Genomic DNA, 16,862 nt, shown 5'->3' with positions numbered 1-16,862 from the left:
CACTCTATATTTTTATTTTTTGATTTTGTTTGTAAGATGCAGCCGTGTAGTCTGTCTGTATCTCACAAATTAATCATAACCGAGAAAATAGCGGTCGTGTAAACACTTTTTTCTATATAACATTTATTATTAGAAAAAAATGATAAAATAAATAGTTTTATGAGGTTGACTTCTATCTAAACTTCATTTATTAGCAACATAAGAAAAGACGGAGAGTTGTGGTGATAGCTCATACAAATGAAAACTTCCTCTTAGAAACAGGATAAAAGAATGAAATTTAAATAAGTTTCTACAAAAAATGTTCGCTCCACATCTGAATGATTGTCAGACATTCTTTTTTCTCTCAATGCTACGCCTTCTCTCTTCATTTTTTGTTTATTCAAACAGTACTTATTATTATAATCATATAGTTATTATGTAAATTGATGTCATTCGCATTAGATAGCCAAGACAACCGTCTTCCAATATCTAAAAAAACAGCCCCTTCATCTCTTACAATAATAGGAGGTGAGAGGGCTGTCTTATTTACAATAGAGTATCTATTATAGGTAGTATTTTTTAGCCACTGTTAAGTCATCATTTAATTCATAAACAAGTGGTTGACCTGTTGGGATTTCAAGATCCATGATGTCTTCGTCAGAGATACCTTCGATATGTTTAGCTAGAGCGCGTAATGAGTTACCGTGTGCAGCTACTAAAACAGTTTTGTTGTCTAGTAATGCTGGAGCAATTTTATCTTGCCAGAATGGCAAAGCACGTTCTAATGTCACTTTCAAGTTTTCGCCACCAGGAATATCGCGTTTGTCTAACATTGCGTAACGACGGTCGTTTGCTGCAGAACCTTCGTCAGTTTCTTCCATTAATGGAGGAAGAGTATCGTAAGAACGACGCCAGATGTGTACTTGTTCGTCGCCGTATTTTTCAGCTGTTTCTTTTTTGTTCAAACCTTGTAATTTACCATAGTGACGTTCGTTCAAGCGCCATGATTTGATTTGTGGTACCCAAAGTTGATCTGAATATTCTAAGATCAAGTTACATGTTTTGATTGCACGAGTTAAAACAGAAGTATAGGCAACATCAAATTCGATTCCAGCTTCTTTGATTTTGCGTCCGCCTTCTTTTGCTTCTTCGATTCCTTCTGGTGCTAGGTTTACATCAGCCCAACCAGTAAATTGGTTCAATGCATTCCATTCACTAAGACCGTGACGAGAAAAAACTAATTTTGGCATGTTTAGCTCTCCTTTAAGATAGGTTTATATTTCTGAAAATTTCAGTTCTGTTTTATTGTACAATTTTTTGGAAGAGATTTCCATCGAAAAATTGGATAAGATTCTATGAGAAAACGAGTAGAGAAGATAAAAAAACGAACAGCTGCGAAAGCACTGTTCGTTTTTAGGCATTAGATGCATAATTGCTCGATTTCTTTTTCAGGCAAATTGATATATTTATAACATGTTCCAACTGAAACACCGCATTTTGAAGAAATAAATTGGATTGTTTCTTTTTTTTCATAATAGAGACGCCGGATTTTTTTGATCGTTTTTGCATCGATTTTTGGTCTTCCGCCGATTTTTCCTTTTTTACGAGCTTCATCTAATCCAACTAATGTACGTTCTTTGATTAATGCGCACTCCATGTTTGCCAGGTTTTCCATCAATTGGAAATAGATTTTCCCCATTTCGCGCGTATCGATTCCTTCATCAATGCTAACCAAGTGCAGCCCGCGGTCTTTGAATAATTGCGTAAGTTCTGTTAATTGCCGTGTAGATTTGCCCAATCGATGAAGTTGGCAGACGACTAGTGCATCGCCTTGCTGCATGTCAGCAATCACTGACTCCAAATGAACAGCAGTAGCATCGTTTTGTTCCACTTCATATGTCTCATGGAAAATTTCTTGACAACCAAAGTCAGATAATTGTTCAACCTGAGTTGTTAAATCAACATCATTTATGGTTGTGCGTGCATAACCAATAATTTTCATGGTGATTCCTTTCTAGCAGTGATTTTCTAACTGGATATAACAGTAAAAATGTAGCATAAAGTACGTCAAAAAGATAGTTTTTTCGCAAATTTTCCGCTGTCTTTTTTTATTGGATGATCAAGCAGTTTTTCTTTATTTATGGCGGATGGCATCAAGAATCTCAACACCTTTTTCTGAGCCAACAACAACTTTTGAAACCATATTTAGGAAAAGTCCATGTTCGACTACCCCAACAAGTTCATCTAAATAGGTAGCTAAGCTTTCTGGTTGTTCAATAACTTCTAGATGCAGATCAATGATATAATGACCACCATCTGTAGTTAGGACTTCGCCGTTTTCGTCTGTACGCAAAACAGGTTGGAATCCTTTTTCGTCAAAAATATGAAGTAGCTGTTGGGAGCCATAAGGGATGACTTCAACTGGGAGTGGGAACTTCCCAAGTTTATGGACTAATTTAGAAGAATCAACGATCCAAATCGTTTCTTTTGAGTACGTAGCGACTATTTTCTCGAAAAGCAAAGCAGCACCGCCGCCTTTTATCCCTTGAAAATCAGCACTGATTTCATCAGCACCATCTATCGTCAGATCGACTACTGGGACTTCATCGATACTCTTTAGCGGTATTCCTAATTTTTCTGCTTGTTCTTTTGTCGCATTTGAAGTAGTGACTCCTGTGATACGTAATCCTTCTTCACGCATACGGCGACCAATCTCTTCTACCATATAATAGGCGGTTGAACCGGTCCCGAGACCAACGATCATCCCGTCCTTTACGAATTTCGCGGCTTCAATGCCAGCTAATTGTTTTAAATTCATCTTTGCATCCACCTTTTTTTAATTTGAGCTTCGTGCTTTCCTCACTATTTTAGCGTGATTTACGGCAAAAAGATACCATTCTTTTTTATTGCAATAAAGCTTTTTCAAAAAAAATTGCATCTCTTGTTGACATGTTTTTTCATTCGTGATATTCTAACAAAGGTGCTTTATCTACAGGTTTCTGTGAAGAAACGTGCTGACTGTTTATCAAAGCATATTTGATAAGGATGCAGACATTGCATTTATTTTTTATCGCAAAAAAAGAACCACCTGGATGTGTGGAACTAGACGCAAATCGTGGGAAGGAGGAAACAAGGAATGCCTACAATTAACCAATTAGTACGTAAACCTCGTAAATCAAAGGTGGAAAAATCTAATTCACCTGCTTTGAACAAAGGATATAACAGCTTTAAGAAAACTCAAACTAACGTAAACTCACCTCAAAAACGTGGGGTAGCAACTCGTGTGGGTACAATGACACCTAAAAAACCGAACTCAGCTTTACGTAAATATGCACGTGTTCGTTTGTCAAACTTAATTGAAGTTACTGCTTATATCCCAGGGATTGGTCATAACTTACAAGAACACAGTGTTGTATTATTACGCGGTGGTCGTGTAAAAGACTTACCAGGGGTACGTTACCATATCGTTCGCGGTGCTTTAGATACTGCTGGTGTTAACGACCGTAAACAAAGCCGTTCTAAATACGGAACTAAAAAACCTAAAGCTTAATTTTAATTATTAAACAAATGAAACTTGCTTCTATTATATAGAAGTGATTACTATGAACAATATTTCGGAAGGAGGAGTTACGGATGCCACGTAAAGGTCCTGTTGCAAAACGTGATGTTTTACCAGATCCTATTTATAACTCAAAATTAGTAACTCGCTTGATCAACCGTGTAATGGTTGACGGAAAACGCGGGATTGCAGCTAACATTATCTATAATGCCTTTGATTTGATCAAAGAATCTACAGGTAACGATCCATTAGAAGTGTTTGAACAAGCAATGAAAAACGTTCAACCTGTTCTTGAAGTTAAAGCACGTCGTGTTGGGGGTTCAAACTACCAAGTACCAGTTGAAGTTCGCCCTGAACGCCGCGTTACTCTAGGTCTTCGTTGGGTAGTAAACTACGCTCGCTTGCGCGGTGAACACACAATGGAAGAACGCTTAGCAAAAGAAATCATGGATGCTGCAAACAACACAGGTGCTTCTGTTAAAAAACGTGAAGACACTCATAAAATGGCTGATGCCAACCGTGCGTTTGCTCACTATCGCTGGTAAGATTCTCTCTGTTTGGTCGGCTTTTATAAGTCGACCTCAGATAGTGTCCTTATTTTTAGCAACTAGATAGTAAAGAGAGGAGAAACAAGGAGAATGACCAGAGAATTTTCTTTACAAAACACTCGTAATATCGGTATCATGGCCCACATCGATGCTGGTAAAACGACTGCTACTGAACGTATCTTGTACTATACTGGTAAAATCCATAAAATTGGTGAAACTCATGAAGGAGCTTCACAAATGGACTGGATGGAACAAGAACAAGAACGTGGTATTACGATCACTTCTGCTGCTACTACAGCACAATGGAAGGGTCATCGAATCAACATCATCGACACACCAGGACACGTAGACTTCACAGTTGAAGTTGAACGTTCATTGCGTGTACTTGATGGTGCTGTAACTGTTCTTGATGCACAATCAGGTGTTGAACCTCAAACTGAAACAGTTTGGCGTCAAGCAACAACTTACGGTGTACCTCGTATCGTATTTGCAAACAAAATGGACAAGATCGGTGCTGACTTCTTATATTCAGTATCAACTTTACATGACCGTTTGCAAGCAAACGCTCACCCAATCCAATTACCAATTGGTGCGGAAGACGACTTCACAGGAATTATCGACCTTGTAACAATGAAGGCTGAAATGTATACAAACGATCTTGGAACAGAGATCGAAGAAACAGAAATTCCTGAAGAATACCGCGAATTAGCTGAAGAATGGCGCGAAAAATTGGTTGAAGCTGTAGCTGAAACTGATGAAGAACTTACTTTGAAATACTTAGAAGGTGAAGAAATCACTGAAGCTGAGTTAAAAGAAGGTATCCGCCGCGCAACAGTTAACGTGGAATTCTACCCAGTACTATGTGGTTCAGCATTTAAGAACAAAGGGGTTCAATTACTATTGGACGCTGTTCTTGATTACTTGCCATCACCGTTAGATATCCCAGCTATCAAAGGGATTGACCCTAAAACTGATGAAGAAGTAGAACGTCCTGCAGACGACAGCGCTCCTTTCTCAGCTTTAGCATTTAAAGTTATGACTGACCCATTCGTAGGTCGTTTAACTTTCTTCCGTGTGTACTCTGGTGTTTTAAAATCAGGTTCATACGTACAAAACGCAACAAAAGGCAAACGCGAACGTGTTGGTCGTATCTTACAGATGCATGCCAACTCTCGTTCAGAAATCTCTGAAGTTTACGCTGGAGATATCGCTGCTGCTGTTGGTTTGAAAGACACAACTACTGGGGACACACTATGTGATGAAAAGAATCTAGTTATTCTTGAATCAATGGAATTCCCAGAACCAGTTATCCAAGTCGCTATTGAACCTAAATCAAAAGCTGACCAAGATAAAATGGGTGTGGCTTTACAAAAACTATCTGAAGAAGATCCTACTTTCCGTGCTGAAACAAACGTGGAAACAGGCGAAACAATCATCGCTGGTATGGGTGAACTTCACTTAGATATCATCGTTGACCGTATGCGTCGTGAATTCAAAGTTGAAGCTAACGTAGGTGCGCCTCAAGTATCTTACCGTGAAACTTTCCGTGCTGGCACTCAAGCCGAAGGTAAGTTTGTACGTCAGTCTGGTGGTAAAGGTCAATACGGTCACGTATGGATCGAATTTACACCAAACGAAGAAGGTGCTGGTTTCGAATTTGAAAATGCGATCGTCGGTGGGGTTGTTCCTCGTGAATACATTCCAGCTGTTGAAACTGGTTTGAAAGATGCAATGGAAAATGGTGTCTTAGCTGGCTATCCATTAGTAGATATCAAAGCTAAACTTTACGATGGTTCATACCATGATGTCGATTCAAATGAAACTGCCTTCCGTGTTGCTGCTTCTATGGCATTACGTGCAGCAGCTAAGAAAGCTAATCCAGTAATCCTTGAACCAATCATGGCTGTAGAAGTTGTTATCCCTGAAGATTACTTAGGTGATGTTATGGGCCACGTAACTGCTCGTCGTGGACGTGTTGAAGGTATGGAAGCTCGCGCTGGCGGCCAACAAGTTGTTCGTGCGATGGTTCCACTTGCTGAAATGTTTGGTTATGCTACAACTCTTCGTTCTGCTACTCAAGGTCGTGGTACATTTACAATGACATTTGACCACTACGAAGATGTACCAAAATCAGTACAAGAAGAAATCATTAAGAAAAACGGCGGAAAAGCTGAATAATTTCTTAAAACCGGATAGTCCTGCAAAGAGATTATCCAAAGAGACTATATTTTTAATATAGTTTCGTGTAAAATAATTATCGATGATATGGGCATGTGGTGTACCTTGTGTACATCATATACCTATCAGACAAATAAAAAATATATTGTATTTTTAGGAGGACATTTTAAAATGGCAAAAGAAAAATTTGACCGTTCTAAACCACACGTTAACATTGGTACTATCGGACACGTTGACCATGGTAAAACTACATTAACAGCTGCAATCACAACTGTACTATCTAAGAAAAACGGCGGCCAAGCTATGGCTTACGATCAAATCGATGGTGCTCCAGAAGAACGCGAACGCGGAATCACAATCTCAACAGCTCACGTTGAGTATGAAACAGATACACGCCACTACGCTCACGTTGACTGCCCAGGACACGCGGACTACGTTAAAAACATGATCACTGGTGCTGCTCAAATGGACGGAGCTATCTTGGTAGTTTCTGCTGCTGATGGCCCAATGCCTCAAACTCGTGAACACATCCTATTGTCTCGTCAAGTTGGTGTTCCTTACATCGTTGTATTCTTGAACAAAGTAGACATGGTTGATGACGAAGAATTACTAGAATTAGTTGAAATGGAAGTTCGTGACCTATTAACAGAATACGAATTCCCTGGTGACGATGTTCCTGTAGTTGCTGGATCAGCTTTGAAAGCTTTAGAAGGCGACGCTTCATACGAAGAAAAAATTCTTGAATTGATGGCTGCAGTTGACGAATACATCCCAACTCCAGAACGTGACAACGACAAACCATTCATGATGCCAGTTGAAGACGTGTTCTCAATCACTGGACGTGGTACTGTTGCTACAGGTCGTGTTGAACGTGGACAAGTTCGCGTTGGTGACGAAGTTGAAGTTGTTGGTATTGCTGAAGAAACTTCAAAAACAACAGTTACTGGTGTTGAAATGTTCCGTAAATTGTTAGACTACGCTGAAGCTGGAGACAACATTGGTGCTTTACTACGTGGTGTTGCACGTGAAGACATCCAACGTGGACAAGTTTTAGCTAAACCAGGTACAATCACACCTCATACAAAATTCTCTGCAGAAGTATATGTGTTGACAAAAGAAGAAGGTGGACGTCATACTCCATTCTTCACTAACTACCGTCCACAATTCTACTTCCGTACAACTGACGTAACAGGTGTTGTTGAGTTACCAGAAGGAACTGAAATGGTTATGCCTGGCGACAACGTAACAATGGAAGTTGAATTAATCCACCCAATCGCTATCGAAAACGGTACTAAATTCTCAATCCGTGAAGGCGGACGTACAGTTGGTGCCGGTGTCGTTACAGAAATCAAAGCTTAATTGAATTAAGCAAAACTAAGCAACATTTATTCGGACGTAATCGCTCGGAATGAAGATCTCAGGATCTTTGTTTCCGAGCTTTTTTATTTATTGCAGGATCAGGAAAGAAAAGACAGGGCATTATAATAGAAGGAACGCGAAATAAAAGAATCAGTATTTTCTAAATGAAACTTTATGAAAACAAAATGTTTTTTACAAGGAAAAGCCTTGCGTTGTGAGTTTATATATATTATAATGACAAAGGTGCGTTTACTTTAGTGAATTGCACAGACGTAATCAGAATGATTTCGTCGGCTAAGAAACGAGAGGTTGCGACACGCCCGGACGCTTTGCCACGAACGAGCGTGACGGAAATTTTCGTGGAGCTATGTCTACTTTTCAAAATAGGCGAAGGAGGGAACAAGATGGCAAAACAAAAAATTCGTATCCGTTTAAAAGCGTATGAACACCGTATTTTAGATCAATCAGCGGATAAAATCGTGGAAACTGCAAAAAGAACTGGAGCTAGCGTGTCTGGTCCAATTCCATTACCAACTGAACGCAGTCTTTACACAATCATTCGTGCGACTCATAAATACAAAGATTCACGCGAACAATTCGAAATGCGTACACACAAACGTCTTATCGACATTGTGAACCCAACACCAAAAACTGTTGATGCTTTGATGAAGCTAGACTTACCATCTGGTGTAAACATCGAAATCAAATTATAAAACTAAAACAAAAATAATGGAGGTGTACTCATGACCAAAGGAATCTTAGGGAAAAAAGTGGGAATGACACAAATCTTCACTGAATCTGGTGAATTAATTCCAGTTACTGTTGTAGAAGCTACGCCAAACGTAGTACTACAAGTGAAAACAATGGAAACGGATGGCTACGAAGCTATTCAAGTTGGTTACCAAGATATGCGTGAAGTTTTATCAAACAAACCTGCGAAAGGTCATGTTGCAAAAGCAAACACGGCTCCTAAGCGCTTCATTCGTGAATTCAAAAATGTTGAGCTAGGAGAATATGAAGTAGGAAAAGAAATTACAGTAGATGTTTTCCAAGCAGGAGACATTATTGATGTAACAGGTACTACGAAAGGTAAAGGATTCCAAGGGGTTATCAAACGCCACGGACAAAGCCGCGGACCAATGGCTCACGGTTCTCGTTACCATCGTCGTCCTGGGTCAATGGGTCCAGTTGCACCTAACCGTGTATTCAAAAACAAACGTCTTGCTGGCCGTATGGGTGGCAACCGCGTAACTATCCAAAACTTGGAAGTTGTACGTGTAGATGCAGAAAGAAATGTTATCTTGATCAAAGGTAATGTTCCTGGAGCGAAAAAATCTTTAATCACTATCAAATCAGCTGTGAAAGCTAAATAATTGTAGGAAGAAAGGAGGAACTAAGGAATGCCGAATGTAGCATTATTCAAACAAGATGGAAGCCAAAACGGTGAAATCACACTTAACGAAGAAATCTTCGGAATTGAACCTAATGAAAGTGTTGTTTACGATGCAATCGTAATGCAACGTGCGTCATTAAGACAAGGAACACACGCGGTTAAAAACCGTAGCGCTGTTCGTGGCGGTGGACGTAAACCATGGCGTCAAAAAGGAACAGGTCGTGCACGTCAAGGATCTATCCGCTCACCACAATGGCGTGGAGGTGGCGTAGTCTTTGGACCAACACCACGTTCTTACAGCTACAAACTTCCTAAAAAAGTTCGTCGTTTAGCAATGAAATCTGTATTATCAGAAAAAGTTGCTGAAAACAACTTGGTAGCAATCGAAGGCTTGAACTTCGACGCACCAAAAACAAAAGAATTCAAACAAGTTCTTGCTAACTTATCTATCGACTCTAAAGTATTGGTTGTTCTAGAAAAAGGTAACGACTTTGCTGCTTTATCAGCACGTAACTTACCAAACGTTTCTGTAGTAACTTCTGATAATGTGAGTGTGCTAGACGTTGTATCAAATACAAAAGTGTTAGCAACACAAACTGCTCTTACTCAAATTGAGGAGGTGCTTGCATAATGAACTTACTAGACGTAATCAAACGCCCAGTGATCACTGAAAAATCAATGCTTGCCATGGATGACAAGAAATACACTTTTGAAGTGGACACTCGCGCAAACAAAACTTTAGTAAAACAAGCGGTAGAAGCTGCTTTTGACGTTAAAGTCAAAAACGTGAACATCGTGAACGTACGTGCGAAATTCAAACGTATGGGCAAATATGCAGGATATACAAAAAAACGTCGCAAAGCGATCGTTACATTGACTGAAGATTCAAAAGAAATCCAATTATTCGAAGCTGCTGAATAAGCACTAATAGATAACTCATTAAATTAGGAGGGAAAAACGTGGCGATTAAAAAGTACAAACCTACCTCAAATGGTCGTCGTAACATGACAGGTTCTGATTTTGCTGAAATCACAACATCAATACCTGAAAAATCATTGTTACAACCATTGAAAAACCATGCTGGACGTAACAACAACGGCCGCATCACTGTACGTCATCAAGGTGGCGGACACAAACGCCAATATCGCGTGATCGACTTCAAACGTAACAAAGACAACGTTGTTGCAACTGTTCAAACGATCGAATATGATCCAAACCGTTCAGCTAACATCGCGTTAGTACACTATGAAGATGGAGTGAAAGCTTACATCTTAGCACCTAAAGGACTAGAAGTGGGTATGAAACTTGTTTCAGGTCCAGAAGCAGATATCAAAGTCGGAAATGCTCTTCCATTAGAAAACATTCCAGTTGGTACTGTTATCCACAACATTGAAATGAAACCTGGTAAAGGTGGACAATTGATCCGTTCTGCTGGTACAAGTGCTCAAGTACTTGGTAAAGAAGGCAAATACGTATTGATCCGCTTGAACTCTGGTGAAGTTCGTATGATCTTAGCTGCATGCCGCGCAACAATCGGTTCTGTAGGTAACGAACAACACGAATTAATCAACATCGGTAAAGCTGGACGCTCTCGTTGGATGCGTAAACGTCCAACTGTACGTGGTAGCGTAATGAACCCTAATGATCACCCACACGGTGGTGGTGAAGGTAAAGCTCCTATCGGACGTAAAGCACCAGTTTCTCCTTGGGGTCAACCAGCTCTTGGTTACAAAACTCGTAACAAAAAAGCTAAATCAGACAAACTTATTGTTCGTCGTCGCAAAAATAAATAATTACTTTGACCATGTGTCGCACATTTTGAGAGGAGGTTCACCATGGGTCGTAGTTTAAAGAAAGGACCTTTTGTCGATGAGCATTTAATGAAAAAAGTTGAAGCTCAAGCAGGGGTTGAAAAGAAAAAAGTTATCAAAACTTGGTCACGTCGTTCAACAGTTTTCCCAAGTTTTGTTGGATATACCATCGCAGTTTATGATGGACGTAAACATGTACCAGTTTACATCCAAGAAGACATGGTAGGACACAAATTAGGTGAATTTGCACCTACAAGAACTTATCGTGGACATGCTGCTGACGATAAGAAAACGAAACGCTAATTTGAGGGGAGGATAAATCCAAATGGCAGAACAAATCACATCAGCTAAAGCAACTGCAAAAACAGTTCGCACTTCACCTCGAAAAGCCCGTTTAGTAATTGACCTTATCAGAGGTAAAAGTGTCGCAGATGCAATTTCAATCTTGAAATTCACACCAAACAAATCTGCTGGAATCATTGAAAAAGTATTGATGTCAGCAGTTGCGAATGCAGAAAATAACTTTGACTTAGATGTTGAAAACTTGGTAGTAAGCGAAGCTTTTGTTAACGAAGGACCTACAATGAAACGTTTCCGTCCTCGTGCAAAAGGATCAGCTTCTCCAATCAACAAACGTACAAGTCATATCACGGTAGTCGTATCAGAAAAATAAGGAGGGATAATCAGTGGGTCAAAAAGTACATCCAATTGGAATGCGTGTAGGCATCATCCGCGACTGGGATGCTAAATGGTATGCTGAAAAAGAGTATGCTGAGTTCTTACACGAAGATTTAAGAATCCGTAAATTTATTTCAACTAAACTTGCTGATGCTGCTGTATCAACAGTTGAAATCGAACGTGCAACAGGTCGCGTAAACATTTCAATTCACACAGCTAAACCAGGTATGGTTATTGGTAAAGGCGGTTCTGAAGTCGAAAGCCTAAGAAAAGAATTAAACAAATTAACTGGTAAAAGAATCCACATCAACATCGTGGAAATCAAAAAACCAGATCTAGATGCAAAATTAGTAGGTGAAGGAATCGCACGTCAATTAGAAAACCGTGTTGCTTTCCGTCGCGCTCAAAAACAAGCGATCCAACGCTCAATGCGTGCTGGCGCTCAAGGGATCAAAACTCAAGTATCTGGTCGTCTAAACGGAGCAGATATCGCTCGTTCAGAAGGATACTCAGAGGGAACTGTTCCTCTTCATACTTTACGTGCGGACATTGATTACGCATGGGAAGAAGCAGATACAACATACGGAAAACTAGGAGTTAAAGTGTGGATCTATCGTGGAGAAATTCTTCCAACTAAAAAAAACACTGAGAAAGGAGGGAAATAATCATGTTAGTACCTAAACGTGTAAAACACCGTCGTGAATTCCGCGGAAAAATGCGCGGGGAAGCTAAAGGCGGAAAAGAAGTAGCATTCGGTGAATACGGTTTGCAAGCTGTTGATTCACATTGGATCACAAACCGCCAAATCGAAGCTGCTCGTATCGCAATGACTCGTTACATGAAACGTGGTGGGAAAGTATGGATTAAAATTTTCCCTCACAAATCTTATACTGCCAAAGCAATTGGGGTACGTATGGGTTCTGGTAAAGGGGCACCTGAAGGATGGGTTGCACCAGTAAAACGTGGTAAAATCATGTTTGAAATCGCAGGCGTTCCTGAAGAAGTAGCTCGTGAAGCGTTACGTCTAGCTTCTCACAAATTACCAATGAAAACTAAGATCGTAAAACGTGAGGAAATGGGTGGTGAATCGAATGAAGGTTAAAGAAATCAGAGAATTAACCACTGCCGAAATGCTTGATCAAGAAAAACAATTAAAAGAAGAATTGTTTAATCTTAGATTCCAATTAGCAACAGGTCAATTAGAAAACACTGCACGTATTAAAGAAGTACGTAAATCGATTGCACGCATCAAAACTGTGTTGCGTGAACAGGCTAAGTAATTATGGAAGGAGGCCATTAAGCGTATGACTGAAGGAAGAAATCAACGCAAAGTTTATCAAGGTCGCGTGGTTTCAGACAAAATGGATAAAACAATTACCGTTGCTGTCGAAACAAAGAAAAACCACCCTATCTATGGCAAACGCATGAACTATTCTAAGAAATACAAAGTGCATGATGAAAACAACACAGCAAAAGTTGGCGACATCGTGAGAATTATGGAAACTCGTCCATTATCAGCTACAAAACGTTTCCGTTTGTTGGAAGTAGTCGAAGAAGCAGTTATTATCTAATAACACGAGATTTTCCTATATAGATTGAATGCAAAATCTGAAAGGAGGATACACAACGTGATCCAAGCAGAAAGTCGTTTAAAAGTCGCTGATAACTCAGGCGCACGTGAAATTTTGACGATCAAAGTCCTTGGTGGATCTGGTCGTAAAACTGCTAACATCGGTGATGTGATCGTTGCTACGGTTAAACAAGCAACGCCAGGTGGGGTTGTCAAAAAAGGTGACGTCGTTAAAGCCGTTATCGTTCGAACAAAATCAGGAGCTCGTCGTACAGACGGTTCATATATTAAATTTGATGAAAATGCTGCAGTGATTATTCGTGATGATAAAAGCCCTCGTGGAACACGTATCTTTGGGCCAGTTGCACGTGAACTACGTGAAAACAACTTCATGAAGATCGTTTCACTAGCACCAGAAGTTTTATAATCTTGAGACACTTATCAAAGGAGGTGCGAAACAGTTATGTTTGTTAAAAAAGGCGATAAAGTTAAAGTTATCACTGGAAAAGACAAAAACAAAGAAGGCGTTGTACTAGCAGCGTTCCCGAAAAAAGATAAAGTTATTGTCGAAGGTGTAAATGTCGTTAAAAAACACCAAAAACCTTCTCAAGCTGCTCCTCAAGGTGGAATTGTTGAGATGGAAGCGCCAATTCATGTTTCTAACGTGATGGTGGTTGACTCTACTGGTGTAGCTGGCCGAGTTGGCTACAAAGAAGTAGACGGCAAAAAAGTCCGTGTTTCTAAAAAAACCGGTGAAGTTTTAGATAAATAAAAGTTTAAGGAAGGAGGGTCTTACTGAATGAACCGCCTAAAAGAAAAATATCTTAAAGAAGTAACTCCATCATTGATGGAAAAATTTAACTATAGCTCTGTTATGCAAACACCTAAAGTTGAAAAAATCGTCATCAACATGGGTGTTGGTGATGCGGTATCAAACGCTAAAAACTTAGATAAAGCAGTTGAAGAATTAACTTTGATCACTGGTCAAAAACCAATGATTACAAAAGCTAAAAAATCAATCGCTGGATTCCGTTTACGTGAAGGAATGCCAATTGGTGCAAAAGTTACATTGCGCGGAGAAAGAATGTACGAATTCTTAGACAAATTGGTTTCTGTTTCACTACCACGTGTACGTGACTTCCATGGTGTAAGTAAAAAAGCCTTTGACGGTCGTGGAAACTATACTTTAGGTATTAAAGAACAATTGATCTTCCCAGAAGTAGATTATGATTTAGTAGATAAAGTACGTGGTATGGACATCGTTATTGTAACAACAGCAAACTCTGATGAAGAATCTCGTGAGTTGTTGACACAATTAGGCATGCCATTCCAAAAATAATTAAAGGAGGCGAACTACGTGGCTAAAAAATCAATGATTGCTAAAAACAAACGTCCTGCAAAATTTTCAACACAAGCTTATACTCGTTGCGAACGTTGCGGACGTCCACATTCAGTTTATCGTAAGTTCCATCTTTGCCGTATTTGCTTCCGCGAACTTGCCTATAAAGGTCAAATTCCCGGCGTGAAGAAAGCTAGCTGGTAAAAAGTAAATTCGCATAAGAAGGAGGTAAAAGATCAATGGTCATGACAGATCCAATTGCAGATTTTCTAACTCGTATCCGTAACGCAAACATGGTTAAACATGAGTCTTTAGAAGTACCTGCATCAAAAATTAAACGTGACATCGCTGAAATCTTGAAACGTGAAGGTTTCGTTCGTGATGTTGAATACATCGAAGATGACAAACAAGGCGTGATCCGTGTTTTCCTAAAATTTGGTAAAAACGGCGAACGTGTTATCACAAACTTAAAACGTATCTCTAAACCAGGTTTGCGTGCTTATGTCAAAGCTGACGAAGTACCAAAAGTATTGAACGGTTTAGGTATCGCAATCATTTCGACTTCTGAAGGTGTTGTCACTGATAAAGAAGCTCGTGAAAAAAATATCGGCGGCGAAGTTATCGCTTACGTATGGTAATCAAGTAGAATCTACAAGGAGGTGTCTTTAAGTGAGCCGTATCGGAAATAAAGTCGTTGTTATCCCTGAAGGAGTAACAGTTACTCAAGACGGAAACAACGTTACAGTTAAAGGACCAAAAGGTGAATTGACTCGTACTTTTTCAGCAGATATCAAAATGAATATCGAAGGAAACGAAGTAACTTTCACTCGTCCAAACGACAGTAAAGAAATGAAAACAATTCATGGAACAACTCGTGCGAACTTCAACAACATGGTTGTAGGTGTCAGCGAAGGTTTCCAAAAAGCGTTAGAACTAATCGGGGTTGGGTACCGTGCACAATTACAAGGATCAAAACTTGTATTGAACGTTGGTTACTCACATCCAGTAGAAATCACACCACCAGCTGGAGTAACTGTTGAAGTACCAGCTAACACACAAGTAATTGTTAAAGGTGCGAACAAAGAAGAAGTTGGCGAATTAGCTGCAAACATTCGTGGAACTCGTCCTCCAGAACCTTATAAAGGTAAAGGTATTCGTTATGTTGGCGAATATGTACGCCGTAAAGAAGGTAAAACTGGTAAATAATCGTTTAGAAAAATTGCATAGAAGCCAGCAGCAGGAAAAAGGCATTTGGCTGAAGTTTACCTTCAAAAAAATACATTTTTACTTGTGCCGCAGCTTCTATTTTTCGAAACGTATTTACTGCTTGAAATAGTAGTACAATAAAAATAAAGAGGTGACAATTGTGATTACAAAACCAGATAAGAACAAAACACGTCAAAAGAGACATCGTCGTGTACGTAACAATATCTCTGGTACTGCTGAGCGCCCACGCTTGAACGTTTTTCGTTCTAACAAAAACATCTACGCTCAAATTATTGATGACGTAGCGGGTGTAACGCTAGCAAGTGCCTCTACCTTGGATAAAGAAATTTCAGGTGGAACAAAAACAGAAGCAGCACAAGCTGTCGGTAAACTAGTTGCTGAACGTGCAGCTGAAAAAGGCATTAAAGTAGTAGTCTTTGACCGTGGTGGATACCTTTACCATGGCCGTGTGCAAGATTTAGCTGAAGCTGCTCGCGAAAATGGACTAGAATTTTAGAAGAAGGAGGAATACCATTCATGGTTTATATCGATCCAAAACATTTGGAATTAGAAGACCGCGTTGTTGCAATTAACCGTGTAACAAAAGTTGTTAAAGGTGGACGTCGTCTACGTTTTGCTGCTTTAGTTGTTGTCGGTGACAAAAACGGACACGTAGGATTTGGTACAGGTAAAGCTCAAGAAGTTCCTGAAGCAATCCGTAAAGCAATTGAAGATGCGAAGAAAAACTTAGTTGAAGTACCTATGGTTGGTTCAACAATCCCACACGAAGTAATCGGTGCTTTTAGTGGTGGTAGAATCCTAATGAAACCTGCTGTAGAAGGTTCTGGGGTTGCTGCTGGTGGACCAGTTCGTGCCGTATTAGAATTAGCTGGGGTAGCAGATATCACTTCTAAATCTTTAGGCTCAAATACACCAATCAACGTTGTTCGCGCAACAGTTGAAGGTTTGAAACAATTGAAACGTGCAGAAGAAGTTGCAGAACTTCGCGGCAAATCAGTTGAAGAATTAATCGGATAAGGAGGACAACAATAATGGCTGAATTAAAAGTTACTTTAAAACGCAGTATTATCGGACGTCCTCAAAACCAACGCGATACAGTTAAAGCGTTAGGTCTTACAAAGATTAACAGTTCAGTGGTTAAGCCTTCTAATGAAGCAATTAAAGGCATGATCAATACTGTTTCTCACCTAGTGGACGTTGAAGAAATTTAATTTAGAAAAA

Annotated in this window: 27 protein-coding genes; 24 read left to right on the top strand and 3 right to left on the bottom strand. The window is 39.7% G+C overall.

What is annotated here, in order from left to right:
- Positions 1-542: 542 nt before the first annotated feature.
- The 3 genes from gpmA to rpiA form a co-directional block, all read right to left on the bottom strand.
- The gene (gene gpmA, locus RG571_RS01590; protein ID WP_002290434.1) at positions 543-1,229 is read right to left on the bottom strand and encodes a 2,3-diphosphoglycerate-dependent phosphoglycerate mutase; all 687 of its coding nucleotides are present in this window, start codon (positions 1,227-1,229) and stop codon (positions 543-545) included.
- A 170-nt stretch (positions 1,230-1,399) separates the two neighbouring features.
- Positions 1,400-1,981, bottom strand: coding sequence for a recombinase family protein (locus RG571_RS01585; protein WP_002315503.1), 582 nt, complete (start codon positions 1,979-1,981; stop codon positions 1,400-1,402).
- A 132-nt stretch (positions 1,982-2,113) separates the two neighbouring features.
- On the bottom strand, positions 2,114-2,797 hold the full coding sequence (gene rpiA, locus RG571_RS01580; protein ID WP_002309842.1) for a ribose-5-phosphate isomerase RpiA: 684 nt from the start codon (positions 2,795-2,797) through the stop codon (positions 2,114-2,116).
- A 318-nt stretch (positions 2,798-3,115) separates the two neighbouring features.
- Between rpiA and rpsL the strand changes: the two genes are divergently transcribed.
- The 24 genes from rpsL (at position 3,116) to rpmD (ending at position 16,852) form a co-directional block, all read left to right on the top strand.
- A complete protein-coding gene (gene rpsL, locus RG571_RS01575; protein WP_002294318.1) occupies positions 3,116-3,529 on the top strand; it encodes a 30S ribosomal protein S12 in 414 nt (137 codons plus the stop codon).
- A gap of 83 nt (positions 3,530-3,612) precedes the next feature.
- Positions 3,613-4,083 (top strand): 30S ribosomal protein S7, encoded by a 471-nt coding sequence (rpsG, locus tag RG571_RS01570; protein WP_002290440.1) that lies wholly within the window; start codon positions 3,613-3,615, stop codon positions 4,081-4,083.
- Between the two features lie 93 nt (positions 4,084-4,176).
- Complete coding sequence (gene fusA, locus RG571_RS01565; RefSeq protein ID WP_002309841.1) at positions 4,177-6,264, top strand: elongation factor G; 2,088 nt, start codon at positions 4,177-4,179, stop codon at positions 6,262-6,264.
- Between the two features lie 171 nt (positions 6,265-6,435).
- Positions 6,436-7,623, top strand: a complete 1,188-nt coding sequence (gene tuf / locus RG571_RS01560; protein ID WP_002290442.1) for an elongation factor Tu — start codon at positions 6,436-6,438, stop codon at positions 7,621-7,623.
- A 404-nt stretch (positions 7,624-8,027) separates the two neighbouring features.
- Positions 8,028-8,336: a 30S ribosomal protein S10 gene (rpsJ, locus tag RG571_RS01555; RefSeq protein ID WP_002290443.1), complete on the top strand. Its 309-nt coding sequence runs from the start codon at positions 8,028-8,030 to the stop codon at positions 8,334-8,336.
- 30 nt (positions 8,337-8,366) lie between these two features.
- Positions 8,367-8,996, top strand: a complete 630-nt coding sequence (gene rplC / locus RG571_RS01550) for a 50S ribosomal protein L3 (protein WP_002290445.1) — start codon at positions 8,367-8,369, stop codon at positions 8,994-8,996.
- Between the two features lie 27 nt (positions 8,997-9,023).
- Positions 9,024-9,647 (top strand): 50S ribosomal protein L4, encoded by a 624-nt coding sequence (gene rplD / locus RG571_RS01545; protein ID WP_002290446.1) that lies wholly within the window; start codon positions 9,024-9,026, stop codon positions 9,645-9,647.
- Complete coding sequence (gene rplW, locus RG571_RS01540) at positions 9,647-9,937, top strand: 50S ribosomal protein L23 (RefSeq protein WP_002290449.1); 291 nt, start codon at positions 9,647-9,649, stop codon at positions 9,935-9,937. The genes rplD and rplW overlap by 1 nt, the downstream gene beginning before the upstream one ends.
- 38 nt (positions 9,938-9,975) lie before the next feature.
- Positions 9,976-10,809 carry a 50S ribosomal protein L2 gene (gene rplB, locus RG571_RS01535; RefSeq protein ID WP_258430252.1) on the top strand — a complete coding sequence of 278 codons (834 nt, stop codon included), beginning with the start codon at positions 9,976-9,978 and terminating at the stop codon, positions 10,807-10,809.
- Between the two features lie 42 nt (positions 10,810-10,851).
- Entirely contained in the window at positions 10,852-11,130 is a 279-nt protein-coding gene (rpsS, locus tag RG571_RS01530) for a 30S ribosomal protein S19 (RefSeq protein ID WP_002288655.1), read from the top strand.
- Positions 11,131-11,152: 22 nt separating this feature from the next.
- A complete protein-coding gene (gene rplV, locus RG571_RS01525) occupies positions 11,153-11,500 on the top strand; it encodes a 50S ribosomal protein L22 (RefSeq protein ID WP_002288657.1) in 348 nt (115 codons plus the stop codon).
- A 13-nt stretch (positions 11,501-11,513) separates the two neighbouring features.
- Positions 11,514-12,170, top strand: a complete 657-nt coding sequence (gene rpsC / locus RG571_RS01520; RefSeq protein WP_002288659.1) for a 30S ribosomal protein S3 — start codon at positions 11,514-11,516, stop codon at positions 12,168-12,170.
- A 2-nt stretch (positions 12,171-12,172) separates the two neighbouring features.
- The gene (gene rplP, locus RG571_RS01515) at positions 12,173-12,607 is read left to right on the top strand and encodes a 50S ribosomal protein L16 (protein ID WP_002288661.1); all 435 of its coding nucleotides are present in this window, start codon (positions 12,173-12,175) and stop codon (positions 12,605-12,607) included.
- Complete coding sequence (gene rpmC, locus RG571_RS01510) at positions 12,597-12,785, top strand: 50S ribosomal protein L29 (protein WP_002288664.1); 189 nt, start codon at positions 12,597-12,599, stop codon at positions 12,783-12,785. The genes rplP and rpmC overlap by 11 nt, the downstream gene beginning before the upstream one ends.
- 24 nt (positions 12,786-12,809) lie before the next feature.
- A complete protein-coding gene (rpsQ, locus tag RG571_RS01505) occupies positions 12,810-13,076 on the top strand; it encodes a 30S ribosomal protein S17 (RefSeq protein WP_002288668.1) in 267 nt (88 codons plus the stop codon).
- A gap of 57 nt (positions 13,077-13,133) precedes the next feature.
- Positions 13,134-13,502: a 50S ribosomal protein L14 gene (rplN, locus tag RG571_RS01500; protein ID WP_002288669.1), complete on the top strand. Its 369-nt coding sequence runs from the start codon at positions 13,134-13,136 to the stop codon at positions 13,500-13,502.
- A 36-nt stretch (positions 13,503-13,538) separates the two neighbouring features.
- Positions 13,539-13,847 carry a 50S ribosomal protein L24 gene (gene rplX / locus RG571_RS01495; protein WP_002288670.1) on the top strand — a complete coding sequence of 103 codons (309 nt, stop codon included), beginning with the start codon at positions 13,539-13,541 and terminating at the stop codon, positions 13,845-13,847.
- Between the two features lie 27 nt (positions 13,848-13,874).
- A complete protein-coding gene (gene rplE, locus RG571_RS01490) occupies positions 13,875-14,414 on the top strand; it encodes a 50S ribosomal protein L5 (protein WP_002288671.1) in 540 nt (179 codons plus the stop codon).
- Positions 14,415-14,432: 18 nt separating this feature from the next.
- Entirely contained in the window at positions 14,433-14,618 is a 186-nt protein-coding gene (locus RG571_RS01485; RefSeq protein WP_002288673.1) for a type Z 30S ribosomal protein S14, read from the top strand.
- A 35-nt stretch (positions 14,619-14,653) separates the two neighbouring features.
- Positions 14,654-15,052, top strand: coding sequence for a 30S ribosomal protein S8 (gene rpsH / locus RG571_RS01480; RefSeq protein WP_002288675.1), 399 nt, complete (start codon positions 14,654-14,656; stop codon positions 15,050-15,052).
- 31 nt (positions 15,053-15,083) lie between these two features.
- Positions 15,084-15,620: a 50S ribosomal protein L6 gene (gene rplF, locus RG571_RS01475; RefSeq protein ID WP_002288677.1), complete on the top strand. Its 537-nt coding sequence runs from the start codon at positions 15,084-15,086 to the stop codon at positions 15,618-15,620.
- Positions 15,621-15,780: 160 nt separating this feature from the next.
- Complete coding sequence (rplR, locus tag RG571_RS01470) at positions 15,781-16,137, top strand: 50S ribosomal protein L18 (RefSeq protein ID WP_308947452.1); 357 nt, start codon at positions 15,781-15,783, stop codon at positions 16,135-16,137.
- A 20-nt stretch (positions 16,138-16,157) separates the two neighbouring features.
- Complete coding sequence (rpsE, locus tag RG571_RS01465; RefSeq protein ID WP_002288681.1) at positions 16,158-16,658, top strand: 30S ribosomal protein S5; 501 nt, start codon at positions 16,158-16,160, stop codon at positions 16,656-16,658.
- Between the two features lie 14 nt (positions 16,659-16,672).
- Positions 16,673-16,852: a 50S ribosomal protein L30 gene (gene rpmD, locus RG571_RS01460; protein ID WP_002288686.1), complete on the top strand. Its 180-nt coding sequence runs from the start codon at positions 16,673-16,675 to the stop codon at positions 16,850-16,852.
- Positions 16,853-16,862 lie beyond the last annotated feature (10 nt).

It is taken from the genome of Enterococcus sp. FR204 (genome assembly GCF_031143325.1).
In the GTDB taxonomy this organism is placed as follows: domain Bacteria; phylum Bacillota; class Bacilli; order Lactobacillales; family Enterococcaceae; genus Enterococcus_B; species Enterococcus_B faecium.
Note: the sequence above shows the minus strand (reverse complement) of the source record. Positions and strands in the feature narration are given on the sequence as shown.

Coding starts and splice junctions, on each gene's coding strand:
- gpmA (WP_002290434.1), bottom strand. CDS start 1,229: ATGCCAAAATTAGTTTTTTCTCGTCACGGTCTTAGTGAATGGAATGCA.
- RG571_RS01585 (WP_002315503.1), bottom strand. CDS start 1,981: ATGAAAATTATTGGTTATGCACGCACAACCATAAATGATGTTGATTTA.
- rpiA (WP_002309842.1), bottom strand. CDS start 2,797: ATGAATTTAAAACAATTAGCTGGCATTGAAGCCGCGAAATTCGTAAAG.
- rpsL (WP_002294318.1), top strand. CDS start 3,116: ATGCCTACAATTAACCAATTAGTACGTAAACCTCGTAAATCAAAGGTG.
- rpsG (WP_002290440.1), top strand. CDS start 3,613: ATGCCACGTAAAGGTCCTGTTGCAAAACGTGATGTTTTACCAGATCCT.
- fusA (WP_002309841.1), top strand. CDS start 4,177: ATGACCAGAGAATTTTCTTTACAAAACACTCGTAATATCGGTATCATG.
- tuf (WP_002290442.1), top strand. CDS start 6,436: ATGGCAAAAGAAAAATTTGACCGTTCTAAACCACACGTTAACATTGGT.
- rpsJ (WP_002290443.1), top strand. CDS start 8,028: ATGGCAAAACAAAAAATTCGTATCCGTTTAAAAGCGTATGAACACCGT.
- rplC (WP_002290445.1), top strand. CDS start 8,367: ATGACCAAAGGAATCTTAGGGAAAAAAGTGGGAATGACACAAATCTTC.
- rplD (WP_002290446.1), top strand. CDS start 9,024: ATGCCGAATGTAGCATTATTCAAACAAGATGGAAGCCAAAACGGTGAA.
- rplW (WP_002290449.1), top strand. CDS start 9,647: ATGAACTTACTAGACGTAATCAAACGCCCAGTGATCACTGAAAAATCA.
- rpsS (WP_002288655.1), top strand. CDS start 10,852: ATGGGTCGTAGTTTAAAGAAAGGACCTTTTGTCGATGAGCATTTAATG.
- rplV (WP_002288657.1), top strand. CDS start 11,153: ATGGCAGAACAAATCACATCAGCTAAAGCAACTGCAAAAACAGTTCGC.
- rplP (WP_002288661.1), top strand. CDS start 12,173: ATGTTAGTACCTAAACGTGTAAAACACCGTCGTGAATTCCGCGGAAAA.
- rpmC (WP_002288664.1), top strand. CDS start 12,597: ATGAAGGTTAAAGAAATCAGAGAATTAACCACTGCCGAAATGCTTGAT.
- rpsQ (WP_002288668.1), top strand. CDS start 12,810: ATGACTGAAGGAAGAAATCAACGCAAAGTTTATCAAGGTCGCGTGGTT.
- rplX (WP_002288670.1), top strand. CDS start 13,539: ATGTTTGTTAAAAAAGGCGATAAAGTTAAAGTTATCACTGGAAAAGAC.
- rplE (WP_002288671.1), top strand. CDS start 13,875: ATGAACCGCCTAAAAGAAAAATATCTTAAAGAAGTAACTCCATCATTG.
- rpsH (WP_002288675.1), top strand. CDS start 14,654: ATGGTCATGACAGATCCAATTGCAGATTTTCTAACTCGTATCCGTAAC.
- rpsE (WP_002288681.1), top strand. CDS start 16,158: ATGGTTTATATCGATCCAAAACATTTGGAATTAGAAGACCGCGTTGTT.
- rpmD (WP_002288686.1), top strand. CDS start 16,673: ATGGCTGAATTAAAAGTTACTTTAAAACGCAGTATTATCGGACGTCCT.